The 25,797-nt window shown below is 64.4% G+C and carries 26 protein-coding genes; 9 read left to right on the top strand and 17 right to left on the bottom strand.

The genetic code is table 11. The annotated features are described in order from the left end of the window. Positions 1 to 69: 69 nt before the first annotated feature. Positions 70 to 588, top strand: a complete 519-nt coding sequence (locus CIT37_RS09030) for a DUF2231 domain-containing protein (RefSeq protein ID WP_095426680.1) — start codon at positions 70 to 72, stop codon at positions 586 to 588. Between the two features lie 93 nt (positions 589 to 681). On the opposite strand, the gene CIT37_RS09025 is transcribed toward CIT37_RS09030, so the two are convergent. Then, positions 682 to 1,446: a serine acetyltransferase domain-containing protein gene (locus CIT37_RS09025; RefSeq protein ID WP_028140324.1), complete on the bottom strand. Its 765-nt coding sequence runs from the start codon at positions 1,444 to 1,446 to the stop codon at positions 682 to 684. A gap of 325 nt (positions 1,447 to 1,771) precedes the next feature. On the opposite strand from CIT37_RS09025, the gene CIT37_RS09020 reads away from it, so the two are divergent. Further along, positions 1,772 to 2,935, top strand: a complete 1,164-nt coding sequence (locus CIT37_RS09020; RefSeq protein ID WP_095426681.1) for an acyl-CoA desaturase — start codon at positions 1,772 to 1,774, stop codon at positions 2,933 to 2,935. Between the two features lie 88 nt (positions 2,936 to 3,023). On the opposite strand, the gene CIT37_RS09015 is transcribed toward CIT37_RS09020, so the two are convergent. The 7 genes from CIT37_RS09015 to CIT37_RS08985 all read right to left on the bottom strand — a co-directional run bounded on the left by CIT37_RS09015 (position 3,024) and on the right by CIT37_RS08985 (position 7,921). Continuing rightward, positions 3,024 to 3,788 carry a peptidoglycan-binding domain-containing protein gene (locus tag CIT37_RS09015; protein ID WP_095426682.1) on the bottom strand — a complete coding sequence of 255 codons (765 nt, stop codon included), beginning with the start codon at positions 3,786 to 3,788 and terminating at the stop codon, positions 3,024 to 3,026. Between the two features lie 44 nt (positions 3,789 to 3,832). Further along, positions 3,833 to 4,726 carry a peptidoglycan-binding protein gene (locus tag CIT37_RS09010; protein WP_095426683.1) on the bottom strand — a complete coding sequence of 298 codons (894 nt, stop codon included), beginning with the start codon at positions 4,724 to 4,726 and terminating at the stop codon, positions 3,833 to 3,835. Positions 4,727 to 5,120: 394 nt separating this feature from the next. Then, positions 5,121 to 5,612, bottom strand: a complete 492-nt coding sequence (locus CIT37_RS09005; protein WP_038948384.1) for a DUF2852 domain-containing protein — start codon at positions 5,610 to 5,612, stop codon at positions 5,121 to 5,123. A 122-nt stretch (positions 5,613 to 5,734) separates the two neighbouring features. Further along, entirely contained in the window at positions 5,735 to 6,475 is a 741-nt protein-coding gene (locus CIT37_RS09000) for a TetR/AcrR family transcriptional regulator (RefSeq protein WP_028140328.1), read from the bottom strand. 129 nt (positions 6,476 to 6,604) lie between these two features. Beyond that, complete coding sequence (locus tag CIT37_RS08995; RefSeq protein WP_095426684.1) at positions 6,605 to 6,970, bottom strand: YciI family protein; 366 nt, start codon at positions 6,968 to 6,970, stop codon at positions 6,605 to 6,607. 58 nt (positions 6,971 to 7,028) lie between these two features. Further along, positions 7,029 to 7,433: a YciI family protein gene (locus CIT37_RS08990; RefSeq protein WP_091956420.1), complete on the bottom strand. Its 405-nt coding sequence runs from the start codon at positions 7,431 to 7,433 to the stop codon at positions 7,029 to 7,031. Between the two features lie 125 nt (positions 7,434 to 7,558). Further along, positions 7,559 to 7,921: a nuclear transport factor 2 family protein gene (locus CIT37_RS08985; RefSeq protein ID WP_038948382.1), complete on the bottom strand. Its 363-nt coding sequence runs from the start codon at positions 7,919 to 7,921 to the stop codon at positions 7,559 to 7,561. 316 nt (positions 7,922 to 8,237) lie between these two features. On the opposite strand from CIT37_RS08985, the gene CIT37_RS08980 reads away from it, so the two are divergent. The 4 genes from CIT37_RS08980 (at position 8,238) to CIT37_RS08965 (ending at position 12,271) form a co-directional block, all read left to right on the top strand. Then, positions 8,238 to 9,902: a methyl-accepting chemotaxis protein gene (locus CIT37_RS08980; RefSeq protein ID WP_095426685.1), complete on the top strand. Its 1,665-nt coding sequence runs from the start codon at positions 8,238 to 8,240 to the stop codon at positions 9,900 to 9,902. Between the two features lie 108 nt (positions 9,903 to 10,010). Further along, the gene (locus tag CIT37_RS08975) at positions 10,011 to 10,799 is read left to right on the top strand and encodes an SDR family NAD(P)-dependent oxidoreductase (protein ID WP_028140333.1); all 789 of its coding nucleotides are present in this window, start codon (positions 10,011 to 10,013) and stop codon (positions 10,797 to 10,799) included. A gap of 128 nt (positions 10,800 to 10,927) precedes the next feature. Next, positions 10,928 to 11,365 carry a hypothetical protein gene (locus tag CIT37_RS08970; protein WP_028140334.1) on the top strand — a complete coding sequence of 146 codons (438 nt, stop codon included), beginning with the start codon at positions 10,928 to 10,930 and terminating at the stop codon, positions 11,363 to 11,365. A 543-nt stretch (positions 11,366 to 11,908) separates the two neighbouring features. Next, positions 11,909 to 12,271: a hypothetical protein gene (locus CIT37_RS08965; protein WP_028140335.1), complete on the top strand. Its 363-nt coding sequence runs from the start codon at positions 11,909 to 11,911 to the stop codon at positions 12,269 to 12,271. A 112-nt stretch (positions 12,272 to 12,383) separates the two neighbouring features. On the opposite strand, the gene CIT37_RS08960 is transcribed toward CIT37_RS08965, so the two are convergent. The 4 genes from CIT37_RS08960 to CIT37_RS08945 all read right to left on the bottom strand — a co-directional run bounded on the left by CIT37_RS08960 (position 12,384) and on the right by CIT37_RS08945 (position 15,232). Continuing rightward, positions 12,384 to 12,797, bottom strand: coding sequence for a VOC family protein (locus tag CIT37_RS08960; RefSeq protein WP_028140336.1), 414 nt, complete (start codon positions 12,795 to 12,797; stop codon positions 12,384 to 12,386). Between the two features lie 30 nt (positions 12,798 to 12,827). Continuing rightward, on the bottom strand, positions 12,828 to 13,367 hold the full coding sequence (locus tag CIT37_RS08955) for an SRPBCC family protein (RefSeq protein WP_028140337.1): 540 nt from the start codon (positions 13,365 to 13,367) through the stop codon (positions 12,828 to 12,830). A gap of 207 nt (positions 13,368 to 13,574) precedes the next feature. Then, complete coding sequence (locus CIT37_RS08950) at positions 13,575 to 14,867, bottom strand: RNA polymerase sigma factor (RefSeq protein ID WP_095426686.1); 1,293 nt, start codon at positions 14,865 to 14,867, stop codon at positions 13,575 to 13,577. Beyond that, positions 14,864 to 15,232: a YciI family protein gene (locus tag CIT37_RS08945; RefSeq protein ID WP_028140339.1), complete on the bottom strand. Its 369-nt coding sequence runs from the start codon at positions 15,230 to 15,232 to the stop codon at positions 14,864 to 14,866. Before CIT37_RS08945 ends, CIT37_RS08950 begins: the two co-directional genes overlap by 4 nt. Positions 15,233 to 15,374: 142 nt before the next feature. Between CIT37_RS08945 and CIT37_RS08940 the strand changes: the two genes are divergently transcribed. Further along, positions 15,375 to 16,340: a 2-hydroxyacid dehydrogenase gene (locus CIT37_RS08940; RefSeq protein WP_095426687.1), complete on the top strand. Its 966-nt coding sequence runs from the start codon at positions 15,375 to 15,377 to the stop codon at positions 16,338 to 16,340. Between the two features lie 302 nt (positions 16,341 to 16,642). Next, positions 16,643 to 18,610, top strand: coding sequence for a methyl-accepting chemotaxis protein (locus tag CIT37_RS08935; protein ID WP_161966359.1), 1,968 nt, complete (start codon positions 16,643 to 16,645; stop codon positions 18,608 to 18,610). A gap of 167 nt (positions 18,611 to 18,777) precedes the next feature. On the opposite strand, the gene CIT37_RS08930 is transcribed toward CIT37_RS08935, so the two are convergent. Then, positions 18,778 to 19,440, bottom strand: a complete 663-nt coding sequence (locus CIT37_RS08930; protein WP_095426688.1) for a TetR/AcrR family transcriptional regulator — start codon at positions 19,438 to 19,440, stop codon at positions 18,778 to 18,780. 103 nt (positions 19,441 to 19,543) lie between these two features. Here CIT37_RS08930 and CIT37_RS08925 point away from each other — a divergent pair, with 103 nt between their 5' ends. Next, on the top strand, positions 19,544 to 20,188 hold the full coding sequence (locus tag CIT37_RS08925; protein WP_095426689.1) for a glutathione binding-like protein: 645 nt from the start codon (positions 19,544 to 19,546) through the stop codon (positions 20,186 to 20,188). A gap of 980 nt (positions 20,189 to 21,168) precedes the next feature. Here the strand turns inward: CIT37_RS08925 and CIT37_RS08920 are convergent. The 4 genes from CIT37_RS08920 to CIT37_RS08905 are packed head-to-tail and all read right to left on the bottom strand — an operon-like array spanning position 21,169 to position 25,796. Beyond that, positions 21,169 to 22,473: a TRAP transporter large permease gene (locus CIT37_RS08920; RefSeq protein ID WP_095426690.1), complete on the bottom strand. Its 1,305-nt coding sequence runs from the start codon at positions 22,471 to 22,473 to the stop codon at positions 21,169 to 21,171. Positions 22,474 to 22,504: 31 nt separating this feature from the next. After that, complete coding sequence (locus tag CIT37_RS08915; RefSeq protein ID WP_095426691.1) at positions 22,505 to 23,098, bottom strand: TRAP transporter small permease subunit; 594 nt, start codon at positions 23,096 to 23,098, stop codon at positions 22,505 to 22,507. Between the two features lie 7 nt (positions 23,099 to 23,105). Continuing rightward, positions 23,106 to 24,104 carry a TRAP transporter substrate-binding protein gene (locus tag CIT37_RS08910; RefSeq protein WP_095426692.1) on the bottom strand — a complete coding sequence of 333 codons (999 nt, stop codon included), beginning with the start codon at positions 24,102 to 24,104 and terminating at the stop codon, positions 23,106 to 23,108. A 33-nt stretch (positions 24,105 to 24,137) separates the two neighbouring features. Beyond that, positions 24,138 to 25,796 carry a hydantoinase B/oxoprolinase family protein gene (locus tag CIT37_RS08905; protein ID WP_038951027.1) on the bottom strand — a complete coding sequence of 553 codons (1,659 nt, stop codon included), beginning with the start codon at positions 25,794 to 25,796 and terminating at the stop codon, positions 24,138 to 24,140. Position 25,797 lies beyond the last annotated feature (1 nt).

Raw genomic sequence — 25,797 nt, 5'->3', positions numbered from 1 at the left:
CGTGCGACCGGAGGAACCAGCCCTCGCCCGAAAAATTGTCCCAAAAATCACTTTCCGCGAGGTGTTGCCATGACCATCAACCCCAAGACGACCGCCGCCATCGGCGATCACCCGCTCCACCCCATGCTGATCCCGTTCCCGGTCGCATGTCTGGTCGGCGCGCCCATCGCCGATCTGGCCTTCATCGGAACCGGCGACAATTTCTGGGCCAGAGCCGCGATGTGGCTGATCGGGGCTGGCATCGTCATGGCGCTCGTCGCGGCTGTGGCCGGCTTTACGGACTTCTTCAGCGAGCCCCGCATCCGCCGCCTCAACGATGCCTGGTACCACATGGTCGGCAATCTCGCGGCGGTCGTGCTGGCGCTGATCAATTTCTACCTGCGCTACGCGCAAGGCGCCGAGACTGCGATCAAGCCGTGGGGCGTGGTGCTCTCCCTGATCGTGGTCGGCATCCTCCTGTTCACGGGATGGAAGGGCTGGGAGATGGTCTATCGTCACCACGTCGCGGTACTGGATGCGCCGGGCCAGACCAGCTCGGAGCCGGTCACGCCCCAGCATGGCGGCGAGAGCCATCGCCGCGCCGCCTGAGGCAACGGGATGTCGCCGGGGGCAGACCTCGGCGACCCTGCCTTTGCGGCTGATCGGGCCGCGCTCCGCCGCATCTCATGACGTGATGGCGCCTCAGGCCGCCGAAGCGGGCGCGGGACAATTGGTCAACCGCGCAGGATTTCCAACCGCGGTGCAGCCGCCGGGAACGTCGGAAGTCACGACCGTGTCGGCGCCGATCCTGGCGAAATCGCCGATCCGGATATCGCCCAAGATGGTCGCGCCGGCGCCGATGAAGACGCCGCAGCCGATACGCGGCGAGCGCGTCGGCAGTTCGCTGCCGCGGCCGATGCTGACATTCTGGAGAATGGTGACGTCATCGCCGATCAGCACATTGGCGCCGATCACGATCCCGGTGGCGTGGTCGAGATACACGGACGAGCCGATGCTGGCCGCCGGGTGAATGCTGACCTGCAGGACGTTCGCGGCCTCGTTCTGAAACAGCAGCGCCGCGTCGCGCTGGTCATGACGCCAGAGCCGGTGCGAGACGCGCCAGGCTTGTAGCGCCACGTAGCCCTTGAAATGCAGCAGCGGCGGCAACAGGCCGGCGACGGCGGGATCGCGGAGCACAATCGCCTGCAAGTCGCGGCCGGCCGCTTCGATCAATTCCGGCGCGCCACGAAAGGCGTCGATAGAAAAGGCCGTGAAGCGTGCCTGCCCGGCGGCGTTGCCGCCAAGCCTGCGCCCGATCAGATCGGCCAGAGCCGCGGCAAAACTATCATGCGCCAGCACTGCATCGGCAAGCGACTTGCTGAAGACGGGATCGGATTCGCACACGCGCTGCGCCTCCGCGCGTATGTTCTGCCAGAGGCGATCGTTCGTTGCGGTCGCAGCTGCCATCAAGGCCGCCTCCGGTGCTTTGGTGCTTCCTTCACGTGTCGAATATAGGCCGCGGACGACCCGCGCGCCACGCGGCGTCCGCGGCACCGTGACTACCCCAGCACCATGCCGCAGCTCCCCGTGAGGCTACGAGCTTGCATGCCAGCCATCCGCGCCCATATATTCAGTCGGATTTTCGGCTGATGCTGCTTTAGCCGGGATGACACGCAAAGCAGCTCGCTCAAGCCCCGCGGTGGTCCGCCATCCGCGGGTTTTTCGTACCCGGCAGCCCTCGGTGCTGCCGATGCAAATTCCGGATCCCCGTTACCTGAGGTCACGCTGAAACATGTTGCCCAACGCGCCCGCCGACGACCACCACGACGACGTCATGTACCCCTCCGCCATACCGTTCGTGCTGGTCCATCTCGGATGCTTTGCGGCGATCTGGTCAGGCGTCACGTGGCAGGCCGTCGCGATCTGTGGTGCGCTGTATGTCGTTCGGATGTTTGCGATCGGCGCCGGCTACCACCGCTATTTCTCCCATCGGGCTTTCGCCACCGGCCGCGTGTTTCAGTTCATCCTGGCCTGCCTTGCGCAAAGCACCGCGCAGAAGAGCGTGTTGTGGTGGGCGGCCAAGCATCGGCATCATCATCTGCACTCCGACACCGAACTGGATGTGCATTCGCCGCGTCAGCGCGGCTTCCTGTACAGCCATCTCGGCTGGATCTTTTACCGGGAGCACGACGCGACCGATCTCGTGAAAGTCGGCGATCTCACGGTCTATCCTGAGCTGATGTGGCTGCATCGGCTGGAGCTGCTGCCGGCCTTCGTGCTTGCAGCGCTCTGCTTCCTGGTGGCCGGGTGGTCGGGTCTGATCGTCGGCTTCCTGTGGAGCACGGTGCTGGTCTATCACGCGACCTTCTGCATCAATTCGCTGGCCCATGTGCACGGACGCAAGCGCTACGTGACGGGCGATGATTCCCGCAACAACTGGCTGCTGGCGCTGCTCACCATGGGCGAGGGCTGGCACAACAATCACCACGCCTATCAGAGCAGCGTGCGGCAGGGTTTTCGCTGGTGGGAGATCGACGTCACCTATTACGTGCTGACGGTATTGTCCTGGTTCGGAATCGTCTGGAACATGAAGGCGCCGCCCGAACAGGTGCTGCGCAATGAGCAACCGCTCGGCGCCCGCGTCATCAATCGGGCCGCCCGCGAGCTTGCCGGGCGGTTCGACGCGCCGAAGCTTGCACACGCGATCTCTTCGGCGCTGCACCGGGCCGACCCGACCCAGCTGCAGCTGCCGACGCTGCACGACATCCTCAATCGCGCGCATGACGGCGTCGACGCGCTGACACACCTGCATCTGCCGAAGATACCGACCCGCGAGGAGTTTCTCGCCGAGGCCAAGGCGATGTTCGCACGAACGCGATCGCTCAACGAGATCGTGGATCACGCCTACGAACAATTCCTGGCTTCGGTTCACGCGCAGCTGGCCACCGCTCGCTGAAGCTGGCGGTCATGCGATGCAGCCCGGCGCCAGTCATGCCGCCGGGACGCCTCCGTCGCGCGGAGCAGGTGGAAGAATCCGCCGATCCCTAGAGTTCGATCTTCAACCGTTTTGCCGTCTGCGATCCTACCTGTCCGTCAACAATGAGTCCTTTGGTCGCCTGAAACGCTGCGACCGCCGCCACCGTCAGGTCATTATATTCACCGTTGATCGGCCCCGGATTGAACCCCAGCTCTTTCAACGCGCGTTGGATGTCCCGAACGACGGACGCCTTCATATTCGGCTGCCCAAGCGCATACAGCTGGCTCGGCTCAACCAGGTCGAGTGCTCCGCCCGCCGCCCCATACGTGAAGTTCGGCAGCAAGACGCCGGTATCCCAATTCCGGCCCGACACCTTGCCGCGACGAACGCCATAGGCCGTTCCCATCGCCTCCACGGTGCCGCCCTCGCCGTCACAAACGACGATGTGCCCCATCATGCCCGGTCCGGGCGGGTAGCGGAGAAGAATGCCTCCCACCGTTGAAGCTGCCTGCCGCCACGGCACGCGCTTTCCAAGTTTTTGTGAATCGCTCTTCCAGGCGCCTGTATAGGCCTCGACCGTCGCAGGATTGCCGTTGTCGTCGACGCATCCATACAGGAAACCACCGACCTGATACACCAACCAGGACATGAACTCCGCGCAGTCCCATGGACCGTGCCAGTTCTTGTTGTTCTTGGGAACGCAGACATTGACGTATTTCTCGCCGATGCGGGACTCGGCCAGCTTCAGCATCTTTTCGCCGTCGGTCATGCTCAATTCCTTCTGCGTAATAAGACTTGCTAAAATTCGGCCCTCAATAATCGAGACATCCATTTGCGAAGCTCCGGCGACCTTCGCGCGTCAAAGGCGGCACGCTCTTAGGGGCGCTCTGAAGCCGTCCGGGAATTCAGGCGGAGATTCAACGCCGCCTGCGTCACCACGCCTGCATTTCCATCGACCGGGATCTTGGCGTGGTTTTGAAACCACTCGACCGCCCGCGCGGTGGCGGGACCATATCGTCCATCCACGACAAGCGCCGGCTCAGCCCCGAGATCGTTCAGGGCCTCCTGAAGCTCGCGCGTTTCATCCGACGCGGTCGCGGTTTTCCACGCCACTTGGTTTGCGCCGCCCTTGCCGATCGCGCTCCACACGATCTCGAACAGTTCCGTGCGGCCGCTCAAGCCGTTGTAACCGCCGTTAATGGTCCGCGTGATCGCACGGATGTTGTTCTGATCCGCATAAGTGTTCATGCCTCCCTCATTCCATTCGTTGAGCGCGGGAAGGAGGGCCGCTTCTGGAGCGACAATCAGATCCGGGTTGTTGTAGAAATCCACGCCGGCAAGTTTGCCCATGCGTGCGTAGTTGGCTCCGCCCGTCGTCTGCAGCAGGCCGCCGCCGCGATATTTGTATCCGTCTCCTTGCTTGGTATTGCCGAGCTCCTTCGCCTTCTTCGGATTGCCCAGTCCATAGACGCGCTCGGCCAAGGCGCGATCGTTGTTGAGATATTGATCGACTTCATCGGGCCGGATCGCCGCGCTGTGACGGCCGATGCCGAAAATCTCGAGAAGTCGCTCCGTGGTTTTGTATTTGAGGCTCTCGAACAGAACCGTACCGCGGCCGGTTTCATATAGCGCCTGAGCCAGGAAGTGCGCGATGCGAAGCGGAGTGTTGATCTTGAAGCGGTCGAAGATTTCGTCGCCGTCTTCAAAAGCCTTGAGGTAATTGGGATAGCAGCGAGGGGCTACCTTCCGAACGATCGTTACGATCCGCACGAAAATACTCCCTAATATTCAGCCAAATATCATCGATTGAAAAACGTCCCAAGATTATGCACAACACCCTTTGGTTGCAAGAGGAGATTCGATTTTCCGGACAGGCCACACCGCCGCAACCGGGCGACATTCTCGGCAACGTCCGGTCTAGTGCTTGTCAGTTGCCACCGCGATAAATTGCAACCTGCATCTCGCGACAGGACTAGGCGCGGCACGACGAGCAATGCGAGCAACGATGGCGGCCGAAGCCGGCCGATGCCTGCTCTCGCGCGCGCGAGAGATTGAACCAAAAAACCAAACCGCCCGCCTGCGGGTTGCGCAGACGGGCGGCTCGGGGCCATCAGGACTTTGGGGGCATGCGCCTGAAGGCTTTGAGAGGTGTCAGCCTTGAAGATCAGCCCTGCTGCTGGTCGGTCGGCGGCGGGGTCGGACGCGTCTTGTGCTGCGCCATGAACTGGTCGAACTCTTCCTTGTCCTTGGCGTGGCGCAGACGGTCGAGGAAGTTCCTGAACTCGACCTGCTCCTCCTCGAGCCGCTGCAGCGTTTCCGAGCGGTACTCGTCGAAGGCGCGGTTGCCGGAGGACGGCGGGCCGAAGCCGAAGCCGAAGCCGCGGCGCTCCATGCGGCCGCGCATGCGGTCCATCTTGTACTGCATCTTTTCCATCTTGTTCTGCCAGCGATCCTGATGGCTCCAGCACGACATTCTTCTGCTCCCGAGTGTGAAAAAGAGAAGGGCAAGTCCGATCGGCCACCAGATGATGAAGCCGAGGATGGTCACGGCGATCCAGCCGGGATGCCAGGGCGTATCGAGCATGCGGGGACGCTCGTATTGTTGGTATTGGTCCGAAGGGCCGCGCCAGCGATTAACGTCAGCGGTGTAGGCCATTTCCCATCTCCATCACGGCACCAGCGCCGTTGTGAATGTAAATAACATTTACATAGCTAGACCATCCCGCGATTTTGTCAAGCTGGCCGCCAGACACGCCCGCGTGATTATTTTGCGCAATCTTATTTCGGCTTGCCCCAGGGACCAGCCGGCGGCACACCTGAACCGGAGGACGCCTCCGGCGGCACCGGCGGCGGCTCGGCGCCCTTGCCTGCAGGACGGCGGTCGGTCGGGAAGCCGAGGCCGCGCAGATAGATCAGCACCTCGGCCTCGAGCAGTTCGTCCGGCGACATCGGCAGTTTTCGTCGCGCGGCGTCGCCACGGGAGAACAGCGAAGCCACGCCGTGCGCCATCGACCAGATGTGCAGCGCCATCATCATCGCCGGCGGCCGCGGCCTACCCGGCGGCGTCAGCGCCGCGAGCCGCTCGGCTGCAGCGCGAATGATGTTGAAGGCGCGTTCGCTGGCGGCCTGAAGTGCGGGATTGGCGTCGACCGGCACGCCCGACTCGAACATCGCGTTGTAGAACGCGGGCTCCTCACGGGCGAAGGCGAGATAGGCTTTGCCGACGCGCTCGAACGCGGTGACCGTGTCGGGGCGTCCGTCGTCCCAGGCCGCGGTCAGGCGCTGCTCGAACTGCTCGAAGCCGCGCTGCGCGATCGAGGACAACAGCTCGTCGCGGTCGCGGAAATGCCGATAGGGCGCCGCTGCGCTGACGCCGGCCATGCGTGCGGCATCGGCGAAGGTGAAGCCAGCCGCGCCCTTCTCGGCGATCAGCCCGAGAGCGGCCTGCAACAGGGCTTCCTTCAGATTTCCGTGGTGATAGCCGCGCTCGGCGCGGCGCTGCTCCTTGCGCCAGCTCATGTGAACGATCTTTACATGAGCCGGCGGTGAAGGTCACTAGCAGGAATCGGGCGTGATTAACCCCGTACTTTCACGGGCGATGCCGGCCCGGAGCGACGGCATCGCACCCGGAATTGACCTCGTCCGCAGCTACATCTGCGGAATCGGAAGCACGGGCATGACCTCGATCGCCTCGCCCGGGAAGATCGCAAAATGCGGATGGTTCTCGAACAATTTTGCAGCTTCCTCCTGCGAGGCGGCCCGCACCACCGTGAAGCCGGTCAGCGCATTGCTGATCTCGGCAATGCCGCGTCCGTCGATCCGGCGGGTCTTGCCGAGCGGGCCGCCCAGCTCGACGATGACGTCCTTGTGCTTCTCGACCCAGCCGTGCCAGGCGGCCATGCCTTCGCGCTCTTTTCCCTTCCGTTCAGCCTCGGGCATCGCATGCCAGGCCTTCATCTTTTCGCCGCTCATGCTGCCGAGATAGACGGCGAGGAATTTATGTTCGGTGCTCATCGGTTCTCTCCTTGCTGATTGACTGACGACAGACGCGATTTCATCGCGATCGCTGTGGCTACCTCTTCAGGTCGCCGAAACCGGCCGCGGCCTCCTGCACGTCGGGCGGAAAGTCGCTCATCTCCTGGACTTGCCGGATCTCGATGATCTCGTTGGCCGAAGCCGGACACTTCTTCGCCCAGGCAATCGCCTCGGCGCGCGAGGCAACCTCGATCATCCAATAGCCGCCAAGGACTTCCTTGGCTTCAGTGAATGGGCCGTCGGTCACGACAGGCTCGCCGGTCGCAAACGAAACCCGCGCGCCCATCGACGGCGGATGCAGGCCATCGAGCGTGATCAGCACGCCCGCGTCCTTCAGCGCCTCGTTGTAGCGCATCATCGCCGCGACGCGCTCGGGATCGAGCTGGACGTCCGGCGGCGCGGCCTCGTAGCCGAGCGGGATCATCAACATCATGAATCGCATGGGTCGTATCCTGGCTTCTGCGGTGGTTCCGGGATGCGCCGTGAGGCGCAGGCCCGCTCGCCTTCAAGACGAACGAACTCTCACCGAACCGACACGCCCGCGGAAATAATCTGAGGGGCCTGGCCCTAGCGCGGCTGCGGCAGGAAACGACCATCCTGCCGGGCAGCGCCGAAATAGACATCGATGCGCCGGATCTTGCCGCTTGCGAAGGTGAAGAACTCCGTGTTGCGAAAACTCCTGCCATCTGTCGCAAGGCAGAGATAAGTAACGAAGGCCTCCTCGCCCCGGGCGAAGATGCGCTCGATGTCATGCCGTGCAATCCAGCCGCTGTCGCTCCAGCAGCGTTCGAAATAGGTCGCCTTGTCGAGGTCGTCGTCGAACGGACTGGTGAAGCGGAAATCGTCGGCCAATGCGTCGGCGACCCGCTGCCGGTCGTTGGCGAGATAGGCGGCGAAGAGGTCTCGGATCAGGCATTCATGGTCGGGCATCGCTAGTCTCCGCAACGAGGCATCCTGTTAAAGACGGTTCGCCCCTGACCGCGCCGACACCGCCATGCAAGGCGGCGCGAAAAATATCTCGGCTGCGCCCCCGTACAAGTACGGCTCCGCATTGTGAACTCCACCGTGCATATAAACCAAGAGCAGCTGTCAGTTGAAGTAGTTGGCTGTCGCACGCGGACTCGCGGAGCTCGTCGCAGCGTTATTCAGGATTTACCGATGCTCAACGATAGCAATGCAACTTTTCAGCTCAGGGGAAACGGTATGGCGATCCTATCGGATCGCATCCGAGCATTGCGGGGCTTACGTGTTCAATTTCCTGAGCAAGAAGGTCAGGCACGCCATCGCGGAGGTCGAGGCGCTCGACCGGTCGCAGGCGGTCATCGAATTTGGGCTCGACGGCACCATCCTCGATGCCAATGAGAACCTGCTCAAGATGAGCGGCTACACGCTCGCGGAGATCAAGGGCAAGCACCACAGCATCTTCGTCAGCCCGGCCGAGCGCGAAAGCGCCCGCTATCGCGACTTCTGGGCCAGCCTGAACCGCGGCGAGTTCCAGACCACGCAATATAGGCGCTACGGCAAGGACGGCAAAGAGCTCTGGATCCATGCCTCCTACGCGCCGCTGCTCGACGAGACCGGCAAGGTGGTCAGCTTCATCAAGTTCGCCACCGACATCACGGCCTACAAGATGCGGACCATGGAGGACGCGGGGAAGCTCGCGGCGATCAGTCGTGCGCAGGCCATGATCGAGTTCAACATGGACGGCACCATCGTCACCGCCAACGAGAACTTCCTCAAGACGATGGGATACTCGCTCGACGAGATCAAGGGCAAGCACCACTCCATGTTCGTGACGCCGCAGGACCGCGCGGGCTCCGCCTACAAGGATTTCTGGGCGCGGCTGAACCGCGGCCAGTTCGAGGCGGCCGAATACAAGCGGCTCGGCAAGGGGGCTCAGGAAATCTGGATCCTGGCGACCTATAACCCGATCCTCGACGAGATGGGCAGGCCGCTCAAGGTGGTGAAGTTCGCCACTGACGTCACCGCGCAGAAGATGAAGGCAGCCGACAATGACGGTCAGCTCGCCGCGATCCAGAAGTCGCAAGCGGTGATCGAGTTCAACATGGACGGCACGATCCGCACCGCCAACGAGAATTTCCTGAAGGCGATGGGCTATTCGCTGGCCGAGATCAAGGGCCAGCACCATTCCATGTTCGTCGAGCCGAACGAGAGGAATTCGGCCGCCTACCGCCAATTCTGGGAAGCGCTCAATCGCGGCGAATACCAGGCGGCCGAATACAAGCGCATCGCCAAGGGCGGCCGCGAGATCTGGATCCAGGCGTCCTACAACCCGATCTTCGATCTCAACGGCCAGCCGTACAAGGTGGTGAAATACGCCACCGACATCACCGCGCAGGCGATCGGCCGCAAGAAGGCCGACAACGCGCGCGGGATGATCGAGGCGGTCGCCGCCGGCAGCGAAGAGATGAGCGCATCGATCCGCGAAATCTCCGAGACCATGACGAAGTCGCGCGAGACGTCCAAGGTCGCGACCACAAGGGTCGAGTCCGCCGACCTCCAGGCCCAGAGGCTGACGGCCGCCGCACAGGCCATGAGCGGCATCGTCGAGATGATCTCGGGCATCACCAACCAGATCAATCTGCTCGCGCTCAACGCCACGATTGAATCGGCCCGCGCCGGCGAAGCGGGACGCGGCTTTGCGGTGGTGGCGTCCGAGGTGAAGAACCTCGCGAGCCAGGCCAAGCAGGCGACCGACACGATCACGTCCGAAATCGACGCGCTGAACACAATCTCCGGCGACGTCGCGAGCTCCCTGACCGCGATCAAGGCCGCGATCGCAGGCGTCAACGAGTTCATCGCCTCCACCGCAGCCGCGGTCGAGGAGCAGAGCATCGTGACCGCGGACATGTCGGCCAACATGCAGCGTGCCTCGGCGGAGCTGGCGTAAGGGCGACTTCCCCTCCAGCCCTCGCCTGCCCCTTCCTCGCCAGCATAAAAGCGCAGTAAAAGGAGCCTGCATTCCTGCGCCCATATGCTACTCGAGGACAAATCTCCCATGCCGCAAGCCCCGCAAAAAATCGCTCTCGTCACCGGAGCCGCCCGCGGCATCGGGCTTGCGACCGCGAAGAAGTTCCTTGGCGAGGGCTGGCGCGTGGCGCTGCTCGACATCGAGGGCGAGTTGCTCGGCCGGGCGGTCGCCGAAATCGACCAAAGCGAGGCGACGTTGGCGCTGACCTGCGACGTCTCGGACGCCGCCGCGGTGAGCGATGCAATGGAGTCGGTCGAGCGCCGGTTCGGCCGACTGGATGCACTGGTCAACAATGCCGGCATCGCGGTGTTCGCACCGCTGATGGAGACGTCCGAGACCGATTGGCGCCGCGTGCTCGAGGTCAATCTCACCGGCCCGTTCCTCTGCACCAAGGCCGCGGTTCCCTTGATGCGCGAAGGCCATGGCGGCGCGATCGTCAACATCACCTCGATCTCGGCGGTGCGCGCGTCGACGCTACGCTCGGCCTACGGCACCAGCAAGGCCGGGCTCGCGCACCTGACCAAGCAGCTCGCGGTCGAACTCGCCTCCCTCAACATCCGCGTCAACGCGGTCGCGCCAGGACCGGTCGACACGGCGATGGCGAAGCAGGTGCATACCAAGGAGATCCGCGCCGACTATCACGACGCCATTCCGCTCAACCGTTACGGCCTGGAGGAGGAGCTTGCGGAAGCGATCTACTTCCTGTGCTCGGAACGATCGAGCTACATCACCGGTCAAATTTTGGCCGTTGATGGCGGGTTCGATGCGGCGGGTATCGGCCTGCCGACGCTGCGCGGGCAAAGGCGGAACGGGTAGGCACAGTTTCTGTAGGGTGGGCAAAGGCGCTCTTGCGCCGTGCCCACCACGTTCTTCCGGATCTGCGATGCTGAAGGTGGGCACGCTACGCTTTGCCCACCCTACGAAACCGAGTTGGTGGAGAGTTCATGCGACGCGTCACCTCCCTCAAAGCCCTGATCCTCGCATCCGCCCTGCTCGCCGCCGCGCCCGCGTCCGCTGAAATCCGCATCATCCAGTCTCCGGGCGGACAGGTCGGGCCGTTCCTCGATTTGTTCGAGAAGGTGCGCGAGAGCGGCGAGCGCGTGGTGATCGATGGTCCCTGCCTGTCTGCCTGCACGCTGGTGCTGAGCATCGTGCCGGGCGAGCGCATCTGCGTCACCAAGCGCGCCGTGCTCGGCTTCCATGCGGCACGTTCGGTCGACCGGCGCGGGCGCTTTTATGCCGAGCCGGAAGCATCGGTCGCGGTGCTTGCCGCCTATCCCGGCCCAGTGCGCGACTGGATCAGCCGCCGTGGCGGCCTCACTTCGCGGCTACTCTTGCTCAAGGGGCGCGATCTCGCCGCGATCTATCCGCGCTGCCGCTGACGAATGTGGCAGCCGCCACGCATGTGACGTGAATGAGTTCTGTGAACCGCGTCACGTCACATCAAAGGCATTGGCCTGGCCGGCCCGAGGCCACACGGCAGGTTCCCTGTGCTCGCACCCAATGTGCGCACCGGGGTCTCCACGCCATTACACTTTGGCTGCCGTCAATAAAGAGTCTGGATCACCGGCCCCAGCTTCATGCTGACGCAGATAAGCATCCCCCACAGGGCAAAATTGATCTGTAGCGCCGCCGCCATCGGTCGCTCCCCTTCCAAGTGACGTCCACCCCAGCTTTTTAGATTTTGTGAGTCACCAATAGCGATTCTGACGTGCAGATTACAGCCCAATATTGCGTCAATTGTTGTGCGATGCAGTCCGCATGGTTTCACGAAGCGGCCTCACTGCTCCCGCAAAGTGATGCGAATCGCGCGTTCATTCCTCGGCCACGCCGGCCAATCGTTTGCCTTAAGTTCCATTTGACCGACACGATGCAAGTTTCCCGTGCGGAAGCTTGCGCATTGCGCATCGAACTTTGGGTCCGGCATGATACGACGCGGCTTCATTTTGCTTACTTTCTGCACAGCGCTGCTTGGATGTGCAGTCGCACCGGCGCAGGAGCGCCGCCCGATCGCATGGGATGGCCTCGGCCAGGACCCCAACAAAGGCTCGAACCGCCCGCATGCCGCCAAGCGGCGCGCGACGAACCCCGCGCCCGCGGCAAGTGATCCCAATCAGGAGCGGCAACGAGTGCTCGGCACCTTGCGGCCATACTCGGAGGCGTGGTGGGCGGTCCATGACGAGATCGAAGCCGAGAACGACAAGCAGCTCGGCACCAAGCTCGTGATCTGCCCTCGCTGCGTTCAGCCGCCGCAGCAAAGCGAGGACGCGACCGGATCGATCCGTTGAGCGAGCGCACGACCGATCCGGATATGACGCGATAAATCCAGGCGTCCCCTCTCGCGCGACAGTGCAGAGAGGGGATTGCGGACTCAACAGATCATGCAGGCGGTCGCGCCTGTCACATCCCTTCGGCCGGGCAGTTCACCATCCAGGGAATGCCGAACTTGTCGACGCACATGCCAAAGCCCTTGGCCCAGAACGTCTTGCTGAACGGCATGGTGACGGTGCCGCCATCGGCGAGCGCGTTGAATTTACGCTCGCCATCTGCGGGATCCTTGACCGTGAACGAGATCGAAAAACCTTGTGGCTTGGCGAAATGCTCCGGCGGCGCGTCGGAAGCCATCAGCACGCTGCCGTCGGGCAACGACATTCGCGCGTGCATGATCATCTTCTCGCGGCCGGGCGCGGCGGGCATGTCCGGCGGCGCGTCCGATGACCGCATCATGGCGTCGATCTTGCCGCCCAGGACCTTGGCGTAGAAGTTGAACGCAGCTTCGCAGGTGTCCTGATAGAACAGATAAGCGTTGAGCATCGTTTCTCTCCTCTTCGTTTGCAGTGAGGCTTATTGCTTCTCGGTCAGCTTCTTCAGGCTGGCGAGGCCGGCATCGAAATCCTTGCCGATCATGCTGTCCATGTTGATGAACACCTGCATGATCTTGGACATGAACGGAGCCGGACCGTACATCGCCCATGTGACCAGAGTGGCATCGCCTTGCGGCACAAAGGTGAACTCGGCGGTGTTGTGACCTTCGAACGGCCGCTCGAAATCGAGCTTGATGCGAAGCTTGGACGGCCCCGTCGCCTCGAGGATCTCCATGCGGCCGGCGCCGACATTGTTGTTGCCGTCCCAGGCATAGGTCGCGCCCTTGCCTCCCTCAGATCCACCGAAGGTGCGCTTCATGGCGGGATCGCGGGTCTCATAGGGGGACCAGTTGGTCCAGCGGCGGAAATCGGCGACCTGCGGATAGATCGCACCGGCCTGCGCCTTCACCGCGAGGCTCCGCTCGACGCGGAACGTGTCAGGTTTTGTCAGGGCAAAGGCGAGGACGCCCGCAAGTCCGGCGGCGAGCAGGATGGCGATGACGGCAACGGCTTTCAGCATGAGGAGCTCCGTGGATACGGGCTTAGGACGAACGGGAACGGCGGAGGCCGACAATTGAAGACGAAATTATTCTGCCGTCATTCCGGGGCACCCGAAGGGTGAACTATGGTGCGCTGTTGCGCACCTGAGAATCTCGAGATTCCCCGGTGCGCCAGTGCGCACCTGAGGTCTGGCCCTTCGGACCATCCCGGAATGACGCGTGCGGCGTCACTTCACTTTCGCACCCTGCCGCGCGCCAGCCTTCGGCTGGCTGTCCCGGATCAGGCGATCGATGTGCATGCGGATGTGGGCCGCTTCTGCGGACGTGTTGGCAAGCGCGATGGCGCGGTCGAAGGCGACACGCGCCTCCTCGTTGCGGCCGAGTTGCATCAGGAAGGCGCCGCGCACGCCGTAGAAATGGAAGTAGTTGGAGAGCTTCGGCGCAAGCGGCTCGATCAGATCGAGCGCGGCTTGCGGCCCCCGCACCTTGGAGACCGCGACCGCGCGGTTGAGCGTCACCACGGGAGACGGCTGCACAACTTCCAGTGCGCCATAGAGCAGGTCGATCTGCGTCCAGTCGGTTTCCTCCGGCGTCGACGCGCGGGCATGCAGCGCGGCGATCGCGGCCTGGATCTGATAGGGCCCGCTGCGGCGGTGGCGCATCGCCTTGTCGATCAGCGCCAGCCCTTCCGCGATCATGGTGTCATTCCAAAGCGAACGGTCCTGGTCGTCCAGCAGGATCAGCGAGCCGTCGGCGGCAAAGCGCGCGGCACTGCGTGCATGCTGCAGCAAGATGAGCGCCGTGAGCCCCATGATCTCCGGCTCGCTCGGAAACAGCCTGAGCAGCAGGCGCCCCAGCCGGATCGCCTCCTCGCAAAGCGGCTTGCGGATCTCCGCGGTGTCGCCGCTCGCCGAGTAGCCCTCGTTGAAGATCAAATAGATCATCGCCGCGACACCGGCGAGCCGCTCGGAGCGCTCGATTGCGCCGGGCGCTTCGAACGGCGTCCCGGCTTCCGCGACCTTCGCCTTGGCGCGGGTGATGCGCTGCTCCATCGCCGCGTCCGACACCAGGAAGGCGCGCGCGATCTGCTTCACGGTAAGCCCCGAGACGATGCGCAGCGCCAGCGCGATCTGCTGCGTCGCCGGCAATTGCGGATGGCAGCAGATGAACATCAACCGCAGGATGTCGTCGCGGTAGTGCGAGCCGTCCAGCCGTTCGGCCAGCGCGCCTTCGGCGTCGTCGAGATCGGAGATCGCCTGATCGTCCTCCGGCAGCGGCTGCTGCTTGCGGGTCCGGCGCACCTCGTCGATGGCGGCATTGCGGCCGACCATGATCAGCCAGGCCGCAGGATCGCGCGGCGGTCCGTTCTGCGGCCAGGTCTTGAGCGCGCGCAGGGAGGCGTTCTGGAACGCCTCCTCGGCGGTGTCGAGATCGCGGAAATAACGCAGCAGCGCGCCGACCGCCTGGGGGCGCGCCGAGGTCAGCGCGGTCTCGATCCAGGCGGTGTCGGTCTCGCTCACGTCAGGTTTCCTCCGGGCCGGAACACGCCGACGGGACGCACCTCATAGGCGCCGCCGGGATTGGCCGCGCCAAGGTCGCGGGCGACGTCGAGCGCCTCATCGAGATTCTTGCAGTCGACGATGTAGAAGCCGAGCAGCTGCTCCTTGGTCTCGGCATAGGGGCCGTCGAGCACCAGCGGCGGATCTTCCTTGCGCAGGGTCGCCGCTGCCGTGGTCGGCAGCAGCCGCGCGACCGGCCCGAGCCGGCCCTGCTGGGTGAGCTTCTCCTGCACCACGGCGAGCTTCTTCATCACGGCCTCGTCCTGCTCCTTGCTCCAGGAGCCGACAAAGTCCTCATCGTGATAGCAAAGGATTGCATAAAGCATGGGCGACATTTTCCTCGGGTCTTGTTGTGAAGACGATCCACTATGCCCCGGTCCGACAGGACTGCGGAAAAAAATAGCAGGAAAAATCCGGCAGGTCGTGCCAAGGAGGGCCTTCTTGAGCGGAACCGACGAGGCACTTCGAATGACCAAGGGCACACTGGCCGTCCTGATCAACAGCACGCAGCAGAACTGGTTGCCCGAGCGCTGGAAGGCCCGGTTTGACGCTGTCTGCGGCGGCCGCCGTGTGGTGCTGCTGCCGGATTCCACGCTCGATCCCGCCGAGGTGCACTATGCCACGGTGTGGAAGCCGGTGCCCGGCGATCTCGGCGCCTTCCCCAATCTGCGGGCGATCTTCAATCTCGGCGCCGGCGTCGATGCGCTGATGGCGGACAAGAGCCTGCCCGATGTGCCGCTGGTCCGGGTCGCCGTACCCGACCTGACCGGCCGCATGACTGAATATGTCGTGCTGCACGTGCTGATGCATCACCGCCAGGAGCTCTATTTGCGGGACTCGCAGCGCGCAAAACGCTGGGAGCCGAAATATCAATGGCCTGCGAGCGCGGTCACGGTTGGCGTCATGGGGCTCGGCACGTTAGGAGCGGATGCGGCCGACGTGCTGCGCCGGCTCGGCTTCCGCGTCGCCGGCTGGAGCCGCAGCCAGCGCGCGATCGATGGTGTCGAATGCTTCCATGGCTCGGCCCAGATCGATGCATTCCTGCGCGCGACGGATATCCTGGTCTGCCTGCTGCCGCTGACGCCGGAGACGCACGGCATCCTCAACCGCGACGTCTTCACCAAGCTCAACCGCAACAGCCCGCTCGGCGCGCCGGTGCTGATCAATGCCGGCCGCGGGGGCTTGCAGAACGAGGCCGACATCCTCGCCTGCCTCGACGACGGCACGCTGGGCGCCGCCTCGCTCGATGTCTTCGTGCAGGAGCCGCAGCCGGCGGACAGCCGGTTCTGGACCCATCCCAAGGTGGTGCTGACGCCCCACAACGCAGCCGACACCGACGCGGACGCGATCTCGGCCTATGTCGCCGAGCAGATCGCACGGTTCGAGGCCGGCGGCACGCTGGAGAACGTGGTGGACCGGGCCAGTGGCTATTGAGGCGCTCGGAATTTTGCGAACGCTGGTTCTGCAAATTCCGTGTCATCCCCGCGCACGCGGGGATCCATAACCACAGGGTGAAGTTTTGCGAAAAGTCGCAGCTCGGTACTGCGACTGCCTTTACTTGATAGATTCCGCGGTATGGGTCCCCGCGTTCGCGGGGACGACCCCGCTTGTGGGGAGGCAACCGGGCTGGCCTAACGATCGCTCACAACCACAGCGCTCCGCCGGTATCCCGTTCACCCTCTCTTAGCGAGAAGTTGATAAGCGTTGTTAACCAACGCTCAAACAACGAGTCGAACATGCGCGCGAGCCTCGGCCTCAGGATGCGGATCACGGTTGCCCTCGCGGTGACGGCGGCGGCAACCGCCCTGTTTGCGGTGCTCGGGGCGATGTGGATCATCGCGGGGATCATCGACCGCGCCGACCAGCGCGAGCTGCACAGCCATTATGATGCCCTTCAGTCGCGCATCGCCGAGGAATCGCACCGGGCCGCCGCCATGAGCACGGTCGTGGCCGCGATGCCGGCGACGCAGGATGCGATGGCCAAGCAGGACCGCAACGCCCTGATAGCCCTGTTCGGGCCGGTCTTTGCCGCGACCAAATCGGAATACGGTGTCGAGCAGTTCCAGTTCCATGTGGCGCCGGCGACCTCGTTCCTGCGCGTGCACCAGCCCGCCAAGTTCGGCGACGACCTCAGCGGATTCCGCAAGACCGTCGTCGTCGCCAACCAGGATCGCAAGGTCGTGGTCGGCCTCGAAGGCGGCGTCGCCGGGCTCGGCATCCGCGGCGTGGTGCCGATCGCGCAAGGAGCCAAGCAGCTCGGCTCGGTCGAATTCGGCCTGACCTTCGGCCAGTCCTTCCTCGACGATTTCAAGACCAACCGCCATGTCGACGTCGCCTTCCACCTCGCCGACGGCTCGGGCTTCAAGCTGTTCGGCGGCACGCTGAAGGGCAAGAGCTTCTTCGACGCGGCCGATTACGGCCGCGCTACCACAGGCAGCTTCACGGTGAAGCGGGCCAAGCTCGACAATACGCCGGTGGCGGCGCTGCTCGGACCGATCAGGGATTTTTCCGGAAAGCCGCTCGGCGCCGTCGAACTGGTGATGGACAATGCCGATTACGAGGCCTCGGCCGACCGCGCCTGGATGCTCGCGATTGCGATCGCCGCGATCGGGCTCGTGCTTGCCGCCATCGTCGGCTATCTCATCGCCCGCAGCATCTCGCGTCCGATCCTCTCCATCACGTCCGTCATGCGCGAGCTCGCAGACGGCCGGACCGACGTCACCATCCCCGCCAGCAAGGCGAATGACGAAGTCGGGGCGATGGTGAAGGCGGTCGCGGTGTTCCGCGACAACGCCGTCAACTTTGGCAAGCTTCAGGCCGAGCAGCTGGAGGCCAAGGCGCAGTCCGAAGCGGAGAAGCGGCGTGCCTTCGCCGCGCTTGCCGACAATTTCGAGGCCAGCATCCGCGACGTCGTCACCACGGTGTCCTCGGCTGCGGTCGAGATGGAGCATACGGCGCGCTCGATGTCGGCCATCGTCGAGCAATCCCGACAGCAGACCGGCGCCGTATCATCCGCGTCGGCGCTGGCCTCGGAAAATGTGCAGACCGTCGCCGCAGCAGCCGAGGAGTTGTCCTCGTCGATGACCGAGATCAGCCGGCGCCTCGCCCACGCGACCGAAGTGGTGGGCAAGGCCGCGAGCGACGGACGGCGCTCGAACGAGCGCGTGCAGAGCCTGGCGGACGCGGCGCAAAAGATCGGTGACGTCGTCTCCTTCATCAACGGCATCGCGGGCCAGACCAACCTGCTGGCGCTGAACGCGACGATCGAAGCGGCGCGCGCGGGCGAAGCCGGCCGCGGCTTTGCCGTGGTCGCTTCCGAGGTCAAGGCACTGGCGACGCAGACGGCGAAGGCGACCGAGGAGATCGGCGCCCAGGTCAACGCGGTGCAGGGCGAGACATCAGGCGCTGTGGACGGCATCCAGTCGATCTGCGCGACGATCCAGCAAGTCGACGAAATCTCCGCCGCGATCGCCGCAGCCGTCGGCCAGCAGGGCACGGCGACGCAGGAGATCGCACAGAACGTCCAGCAGGCGGCCGCCCGCACCGGCGAGGTCTCGCAGAACATCTCCGGTGTCACTGCCGGCATCGCCGCAACAGGCACGGCGGCCGAGGAGGTGCTGGGTTCGGCGATCGAGCTGTCGAAGCAGTCGCAGCGGCTGCGGGACGAGGTGGATCGCTTCCTCGCGCAAATCCGCGCGGCGTAGTTGAGCGCGGGATCGGGCGACATACTCGCTGTCGTCCCCGCGAAGGCGGGGACCCATAACCCCAGGGAGAAGTTTGTTAGGCGAGCTGGTAACTCCTAGTCTTCGCCAAACACCTCCCTGTGGCTATGGGTCCCGGGCTCGCGCTACGCGCGCCCCGGGACGACAGCCTAACTCCTGGCCCCCACCATCACGTCGATCGCCCCCTTCACGATCGCCTCCAGCTCCTTGCGCGATACACGCGCGCGCGAGCGGATGGCGATGGTGTGGACGGTGGCTGATGCGATCTGCGCCAGCACGACCGGATCGGCGCTCGCCGGCAGCTCGCCGTTCTCCTTGGCGCGGCGGAAGCAGTTTGCAAAGGCCTTGTCGAGCTCGTTGAGACCGTCGAGCACCATGGCGCGGATCTCGGGATCGTCAACGGCTTCTGACGCCGCGGTCACCACCGTAAAGCAGCCGCGCGGACCGGTCTCGCCCGAGAGATAGATGTTCAGCGCGGAGGCGAAGATGCGTTCCAGCCGCTGACGCACCGGCATCTCCTCGCGGAAGATCGCAGCCATGGAGGCCCGCGCATCCTCGCGGTAGCGCTGATAGCTCTTGATGTAGAGCTCCCGCTTGTCGCCGAAGGCGCCGTAAAGGCTCGGGCGGTTCATCCCGGTCGCTTCGCTGAGATCATCGAGCGAGGTCGCGGCAAAACCCTGCCGGCGGAACAGATCCAGCGCCTTGCCGAGCGCGATATCGGGCTGGTAGGCGCGCGGACGGCCGCGGCGCTTAGGTTGGCCGGCGCCCTCGGGTTCATTGGCAGCAGCTGGCGGCTTCGATTTTTGTACCATTTCGCAAACTAATCCTTGACCGATCCCATATTATGCAACATGGTACAAAAATCAATCTGGCCAGGTTGAGCGAAATCTCAGAAATTGCCCAAGGAGGCTACAGATGGATCTCTATTTCTCGCCGCTCGCCTGTTCGATGGCAACACGCGTCGCGCTGTATGAAGCCGGCGCCGAAGCGAACTATCTCGAGGTCGACCCGCCGACCAAGACCGTGCTGAGCGACGGCTCCGACTTCCGCGCCGTCAATCCGATCGGCCTGGTGCCGACGCTGCGCACCGACGAGGGCGTGGTTCTGACCGAGAACGCGGCAATCCTGCAATACGTCGCCGACCGCTTCCCGCAATCCGGGCTTGGCGCCGCAGAGGGCATCGAGCGCACGCGGCTGCATCAATGGCTGTGCTTCATCGGCACCGAACTTCACAAGGGCCTCTTCATCCCGGTGCTCGATCGCAAGGCCCCGCAGGAGACCAAGGCCTATGCCCTCGAGAAGAACCTGTCGCGGCTCGACTATCTCGACAACTACCTGAAGGGGCGCGACTTCCTGCTCGACCATTTCAGCGTTGCCGACGCCTATCTGGTCACGGTCATCAACTGGACCATGGCGACGCCGCCGATCGATCTCGCCAAATGGCCGAACGTGAAGGCCTATTACGAGCGCCTGCGCCAGCGGCCGTCGGTCGCGAAGGCGGTTGCAGAAGAGTTCGAACTGTACAAGGCCGAGCTCGCGCGCAAGAAGGCGGCGGCCTAGGCCGGGCTGAACACCCCTTCGCTCTTGCTCGCGCAAGTCGTCCCGGTCGACAAGCCGGGACGACGTTTGGCGCGCCTCTCTCGTGTCCCGGACGCGCTGCAGCGTTCTTACGCTGCTGCGCAGAGCCGGGACCCAGAAGGCTACACACTTCGCTGATGCATGGGCCCCGGCTCTGCAGCGCACCACGCCGCGAAGACGCGGCGCGTTGCACTGCGTCCGGGGCACGAGACCGTTGTTTAGCGATGGACATGACTGCTTATTCTCGCGGCCTGACTTGCCCGAGCTTTGCTGATCTCTTCCGCCCTTTAAAAGCAAGGGCGCAGGGAAGGCCGGGCGCCGGCTGGCACCCGAGGTCCCGCGTGTGCGAAAGAAACGCGCACGGGGTGGACGACAGGTGATGCCGGTCGCCCGGCCTTCCCTGCGCGATGGTTTTCACGGTGTCCTTCGTGCTCTCCCCGGGGAGCGATGCACTATTGCCCCCGTCGCCTTGCAGATGGCTGATGCACGCGCCCGGTCGGGCCGCCACATCACCGCAAGCCTTGACGCACAGACCCCGGGCGTCAGGACCACACGACTTCTCCGTCCGCGCACATCCCCATCCGCATCCCCGACGGCTGGCGTGCGCTCGCCATCGGGGCCGAACAAGGACGCTGTCAGCGCCGTGTCGTATCGCGCCTGTCGCTGCTCACGGTTTCCCGCCCTGCAGCCATCATCGCGCGCCGACGCCGTCGCGGCCACCGCATCCCGGCCCGCGTCCCGTGACGATCGCGAAACGCCCCTTGTGGCGGGCGGGATGTGTTGGCTTGTACGGCAAAACCGAATTTCTGTAAATGCGAATATTTTCGCGCACGGGTATCGACCCAGCGCTGGAGTGTTTTGCCCGTCAGGCAACACAACGGATGGTAGGTGGGCAGGCCTGCGATCCCCGCCGCACCGCAACGCCATTCCGCTGACGGCTGCGGCACCCGCCCTCGACCAATCTACCCGTACAGCACCCGCGGCAGAATCGTGACGATGCCGGGCCAGAGCGTCAGCAGCAGCACGAAGCCGATCATGATGACGAGATACGGCAGCGTCACGCGCGCGATGTAGCCGAGGCCGTCCTCGGTGAGGCCCTGGATGACGAACAGGTTGAAGCCGACGGGCGGCGTGATCTGCGCCATCTCGACCGCGAGCACGAGGAAGATGCCGAACCAGATCTCGTCGAAGCCTGCCCCCTTCACGATGGGCAGCACGATCGGCAAGGTCATCACGATCATCGAGAAGCCGTCGAGGAAGCAGCCGAGGATCAGGTAGAAGACGATCAGCACGACGATCAGCATGAAGGGCGACAGGCCGAGCCCCTTGACGAAGGCGGCGACGGCCTGCGGGATGCCGAGAAAGGCCGCGGCATTGCCGAGGATCGAAGCGCCGAGCACGATCAGCGCGATCATCGAGCAGGTCACGACCGAGCCGATGAGCACGTCGCGTATCACCTGCTGCGACATCGAGCCCTGCGCCCAGGCGACCAGCGCCGCGCCGAGCACGCCGACGGCGGCGGCTTCCGACGGGGTCGCGAGCCCGCCATACATCGAGCCGAGCACGCAGGCGATCAGGAACAGCGCGGGCGCGAGATCCTTCAGCGCGGCAAAGCGCTCGCGCCACGGCACCTGCGACAGTTTGGCTTCCGTCTCCGGCACCATGCTGCGGTTGAGGGTCGTGTGCAGCATCACCCAGCCCATGAAGGTTGCGGCGAGCAGAAGTCCGGGCAGCACGCCGGCCGTGAACAGTTTCAGGATCGAGACGTCGCCGAGCACGCCGTAGATGATCATGATGTTGGACGGCGGGATCAGGAAGCCGAGCGTGCCGGCACCGGCGAGCGAACCGATCGCGATGTCGCGCGAATAGCCGCGGCGCAAGAGCTCGTTGAGCGACATGCGGCCGATCACCTGCGTGGTCGCGGCCGACGAGCCCGAGATCGCCGCGAAGATGGTGCAGCCGATCACGTTGACATGCAGCAATCGGCCGGGCAGCAACCCCGCCCAGGGCGCCAGCCCCTGAAACAGCGAGCGCGACAGGCGGGTGCGGAACAGCAGCTCGCCCATCAGGATGAACAGCGGCAGCGCCAGCAGCTCCTGCGTGGTCAGGATGTTCCAGGCGTATTGCGGCAACAGCTTGTCCAGCGGGATCGAGCGGAACATCGCGAGCAGCAATGTCGCTGTCAGCGCGAGCGTGAGGCCGATCCACACGCCGCAGGCCAGCAGCGCAAACAGGATCGCGAAGAGGGCGACGACTTCGATGGTCATGCGATCTGGAATCCAGGAGCGAGCAAAGCTGTCATTCGACGGGCGAGGCCTTCATGCGGTGATCCTCCAGCGGCAGGCCGAGCACGGCCTGGATCGCGCGTGCCAGGAATTGCAGCGTGAGCAGCAGCATGCCGAAGGTGACGACGGCTTCCGGAAACCACAGCGGCGTGTCGCTCGAGGTCGAGACCTGGCCGCGCACATAGGCGCCGAAAGCGAACTTCGCCATGGCCGAGGTCAGGAACGCCATGAAGGCAAAACCGGCCGCGGCCGACAGGATCTCCAGCGCCCGTTGCGACGGCGCCGGCGCGTTCTTGAGCAGTAGCACGACACGGATGTGGCCGCCGACACGCAAGGTCATGGCGGCTCCGAAGGTGAAGGACGCCGCCATCAGATAGGATGAGTATTCCCAGGCAATCGAGATCGTCGGCGGGAAGAACGACAGGAAATTCGAGAGGAAGCGCGTTGCGACCTCGCACAGCATCAGCAGTGTCAGCGTCAACAGGCAGCCGCCGCCGATCCAGCCGTCGAGCCGGCCGAGACGGTCGATGCCGTCGAGCAGAATGCGCAGCGGCGCCGGCGCCGCGGCGTTGAGACTTTGTGAAGCCGCGGGCGAAACGCTGACCATATCGGCCTCAGCGCTTCATTTCGGCGAGATAGGCCCGCACCGGCTTATCGGCCGCCGGCACGCGCTTGAGGAAGGCGTCGAGCTGCGGCGCGGTCTTGGCCCGGATATCCGTCATCATCGCGCCCGAGACCGGCACCACCTCCATGCCGCCCTCCTTCAGGCGGTTGAGGCTGTCGGCATCGGCCTTGAGCGAGTTCGCCCAGAACCCCGGCTCCATCTTCGCGGCGATGCCGGCGACCATCTGCTGTTGGTCGGCGCTGAGGGCCTTCCAGGAATCGAGATTGACGGTGAGCATCTGCGAGGACCAGACGTGATTGGTCGGGTAGACGTATTTCAGGAATTCCCAGAACTTGCCGTCGACGCCCGAGACCGCCGAGGTCGAGACGCCCGCGACGGCGCCCGAGGCGAGCGCGGGGATGGTCTCGCCCCAGGGGATCATCACCGGCGCCATGCCGACCACGGCCAGCATGTCGACGGCGTTCTTGTCGGGCACGCGGATCTTGATGTTCTTCAATCCGTCGACATCGGCGACCTTGACCTTGAGATGCAGATACTGCGTCGGCCACGGCACGATGTAGAGGATCTTCTGGTTGTTGCGTGCGGCGACTTTCTCGTATTCGGGCCGCACATATTTGTGCAGCACCTTCAGTTCGTCCATCGAGCTGCAGAGGAAGGGAATGCTCTCGACGCCCATGAAGGGCTCGTCGCCGACCTGCTGGATGTTGAGGACGTCGGCAAGCGGCACCAGGCCGTCGCGCACGGCGCGCAGATGTTCGGGTCCCTTGAAGCCGAGTTGGCCACCGGCCTTCACGGTAATCGCGACCGAGCCGCCGCTCTGCTTCTTCACTTCTTCCGCGAAGGCCATCGCGTTCTGGGTGTGGAAATTGCCGTCGGGCCAGACCGTCGACATGTCCCAGCTCGCCGTCGCCGCCCGGGCGCGGGTCGAGATGTGGCCGGCGGCGAGCAGCGTCGCTGCGCCCGCGGTGAAGTTCCGTCGCGTGATCATTGCTCCCCTCCGTTTACCAAGCGCACTGGTTTGTCAGCGCGGGTACCCATAAACTGCAGCCGCATTGTCGGCGGACACGAGCCCGCTTTCGATGTCGTCCCTGACCGCCGCGCGATCGCGCGTCGTGGGGGCGCCGATGCCGGCGCCGCCCGGCGTCAGCACAACAAGCCGGTCGTCCGGCGGCACCTGCTGAAATCCTTTTCCACGCAGCTTCTTGCCTGACTTGAGGCCGACATAGCCGGCCTCGCCGTTCTTGCCGCCATCGCGCCCGCGCGGCGGATGATCGATGCGGTCGAACGCCGCCAAGATGTCGAACGGCGCATCGACGCCGCTGCCGACCTCGATGATCTGGCCGAGGCCGCCGCGGGTGCGCCCTGCCCCGCCGGAATCCGGACGCAGCTCCTTGCGCCAGAAGATCAGCGGCGTCTGCGTCTCCGCGATCTCGACCGGCGTGCCGCGCACGCCGCTGGGATAGGCGGTGGCCGACAACCCATCCTTGCCGAAGCGCGCACCGGTGCCGCCATTGGAGGTCACCGCCATCGAGAATCCGTAATTGCCGCCGACGCCGGAGCGGGTCTGGCCGCGGACGTTGAGATTCCACAGGCACGAGGTGCCTTCGGCCGGAACGCGCTCGGGAATGATCTGGCGCAGGCAGCCGAACACCACGTCGGGCAGCATCTGCCCGATGATGTGGCGCGAGGCGACCGGCGCGGGCTTCGGCGCATTCAGGATCGCGCCTGCGGGTGCCGACACCGTCAGCGGCGACAGCGAGCCGGCATTGTTCGGGATCTGCGACGCCACGACACAGCCGAGGCCGAACACAGTGTAGGCGGTGGTGTAGGACAAGGGCACGTTGATGCCGAATTTCGAGGCCGCGGAGGTGCCGTCGAAATCGACATGGATGCCCGCATCCGAGATCGTCAGCGTCGCAGCCAGCGTCACCGGCGCATCATAGCCGTCGACCACCATGGTGTTGCGCCAGCTGCCCTTCGGCAGCTTTGCGATCTCGGCCAGCACGGCCTCGCGCGAACGGTCGCAGATGTAGTCGCCGAGCCCGTCGAGCGTGTCGATGCCGAACTCGGTCATCATCTCGACCAGGCGCTCGCAGCCGACGTCGTTGCAGCCGGCGAGCGAATAGGTGTCGCCCTCGGTATCGATCGGCAGCCGCGTGTTGGTGCGGATCATCGCCATCAGCGTCTCGTTGACGACGCCCTGGTCGATCAGCTTCAGCATGGGGATGTAGAGCCCCTCCATGAACACGTCGGTGGCGTCAGGCCCGAAGCCGATGCCGCCGATGTCCATCAGGTGGCTGGTGCAGGAGAACAGCGCGACCGGTTTGCCGTCCTTGAAGCAGGGCGTGGTGACGACGAAGTCGTTGAGATGACCGGTGCCCATCCAGGGATCGTTGGTGATGTAGGCATCACCCTCCTTCATCGTCTCGATCGGGAAGTGGTTGATGAAGTGCTTGACCGATTCCGCCATCGAGTTGACGTGACCGGGCGTGCCGGTCACCGCCTGCGCCAGCATCCGCCCCTTGAGGTCGAACACGCCGGCCGAGAGGTCGCCGCATTCGCGCACGATCGGGCTGAAGGCGGTGCGGAGCAGCACCTGGGCCTGCTCCTCGACCACGGCGATCAGCCGGTGCCACATGATCTGAAGGTCGATCAGGCTCGCGCCATTTGCCTTGCTCATG

It is taken from the genome of Bradyrhizobium ottawaense (assembly GCF_002278135.3).
Taxonomy (GTDB): domain Bacteria; phylum Pseudomonadota; class Alphaproteobacteria; order Rhizobiales; family Xanthobacteraceae; genus Bradyrhizobium; species Bradyrhizobium ottawaense.
This window is presented reverse-complemented; position numbering and strand designations above follow the sequence as displayed.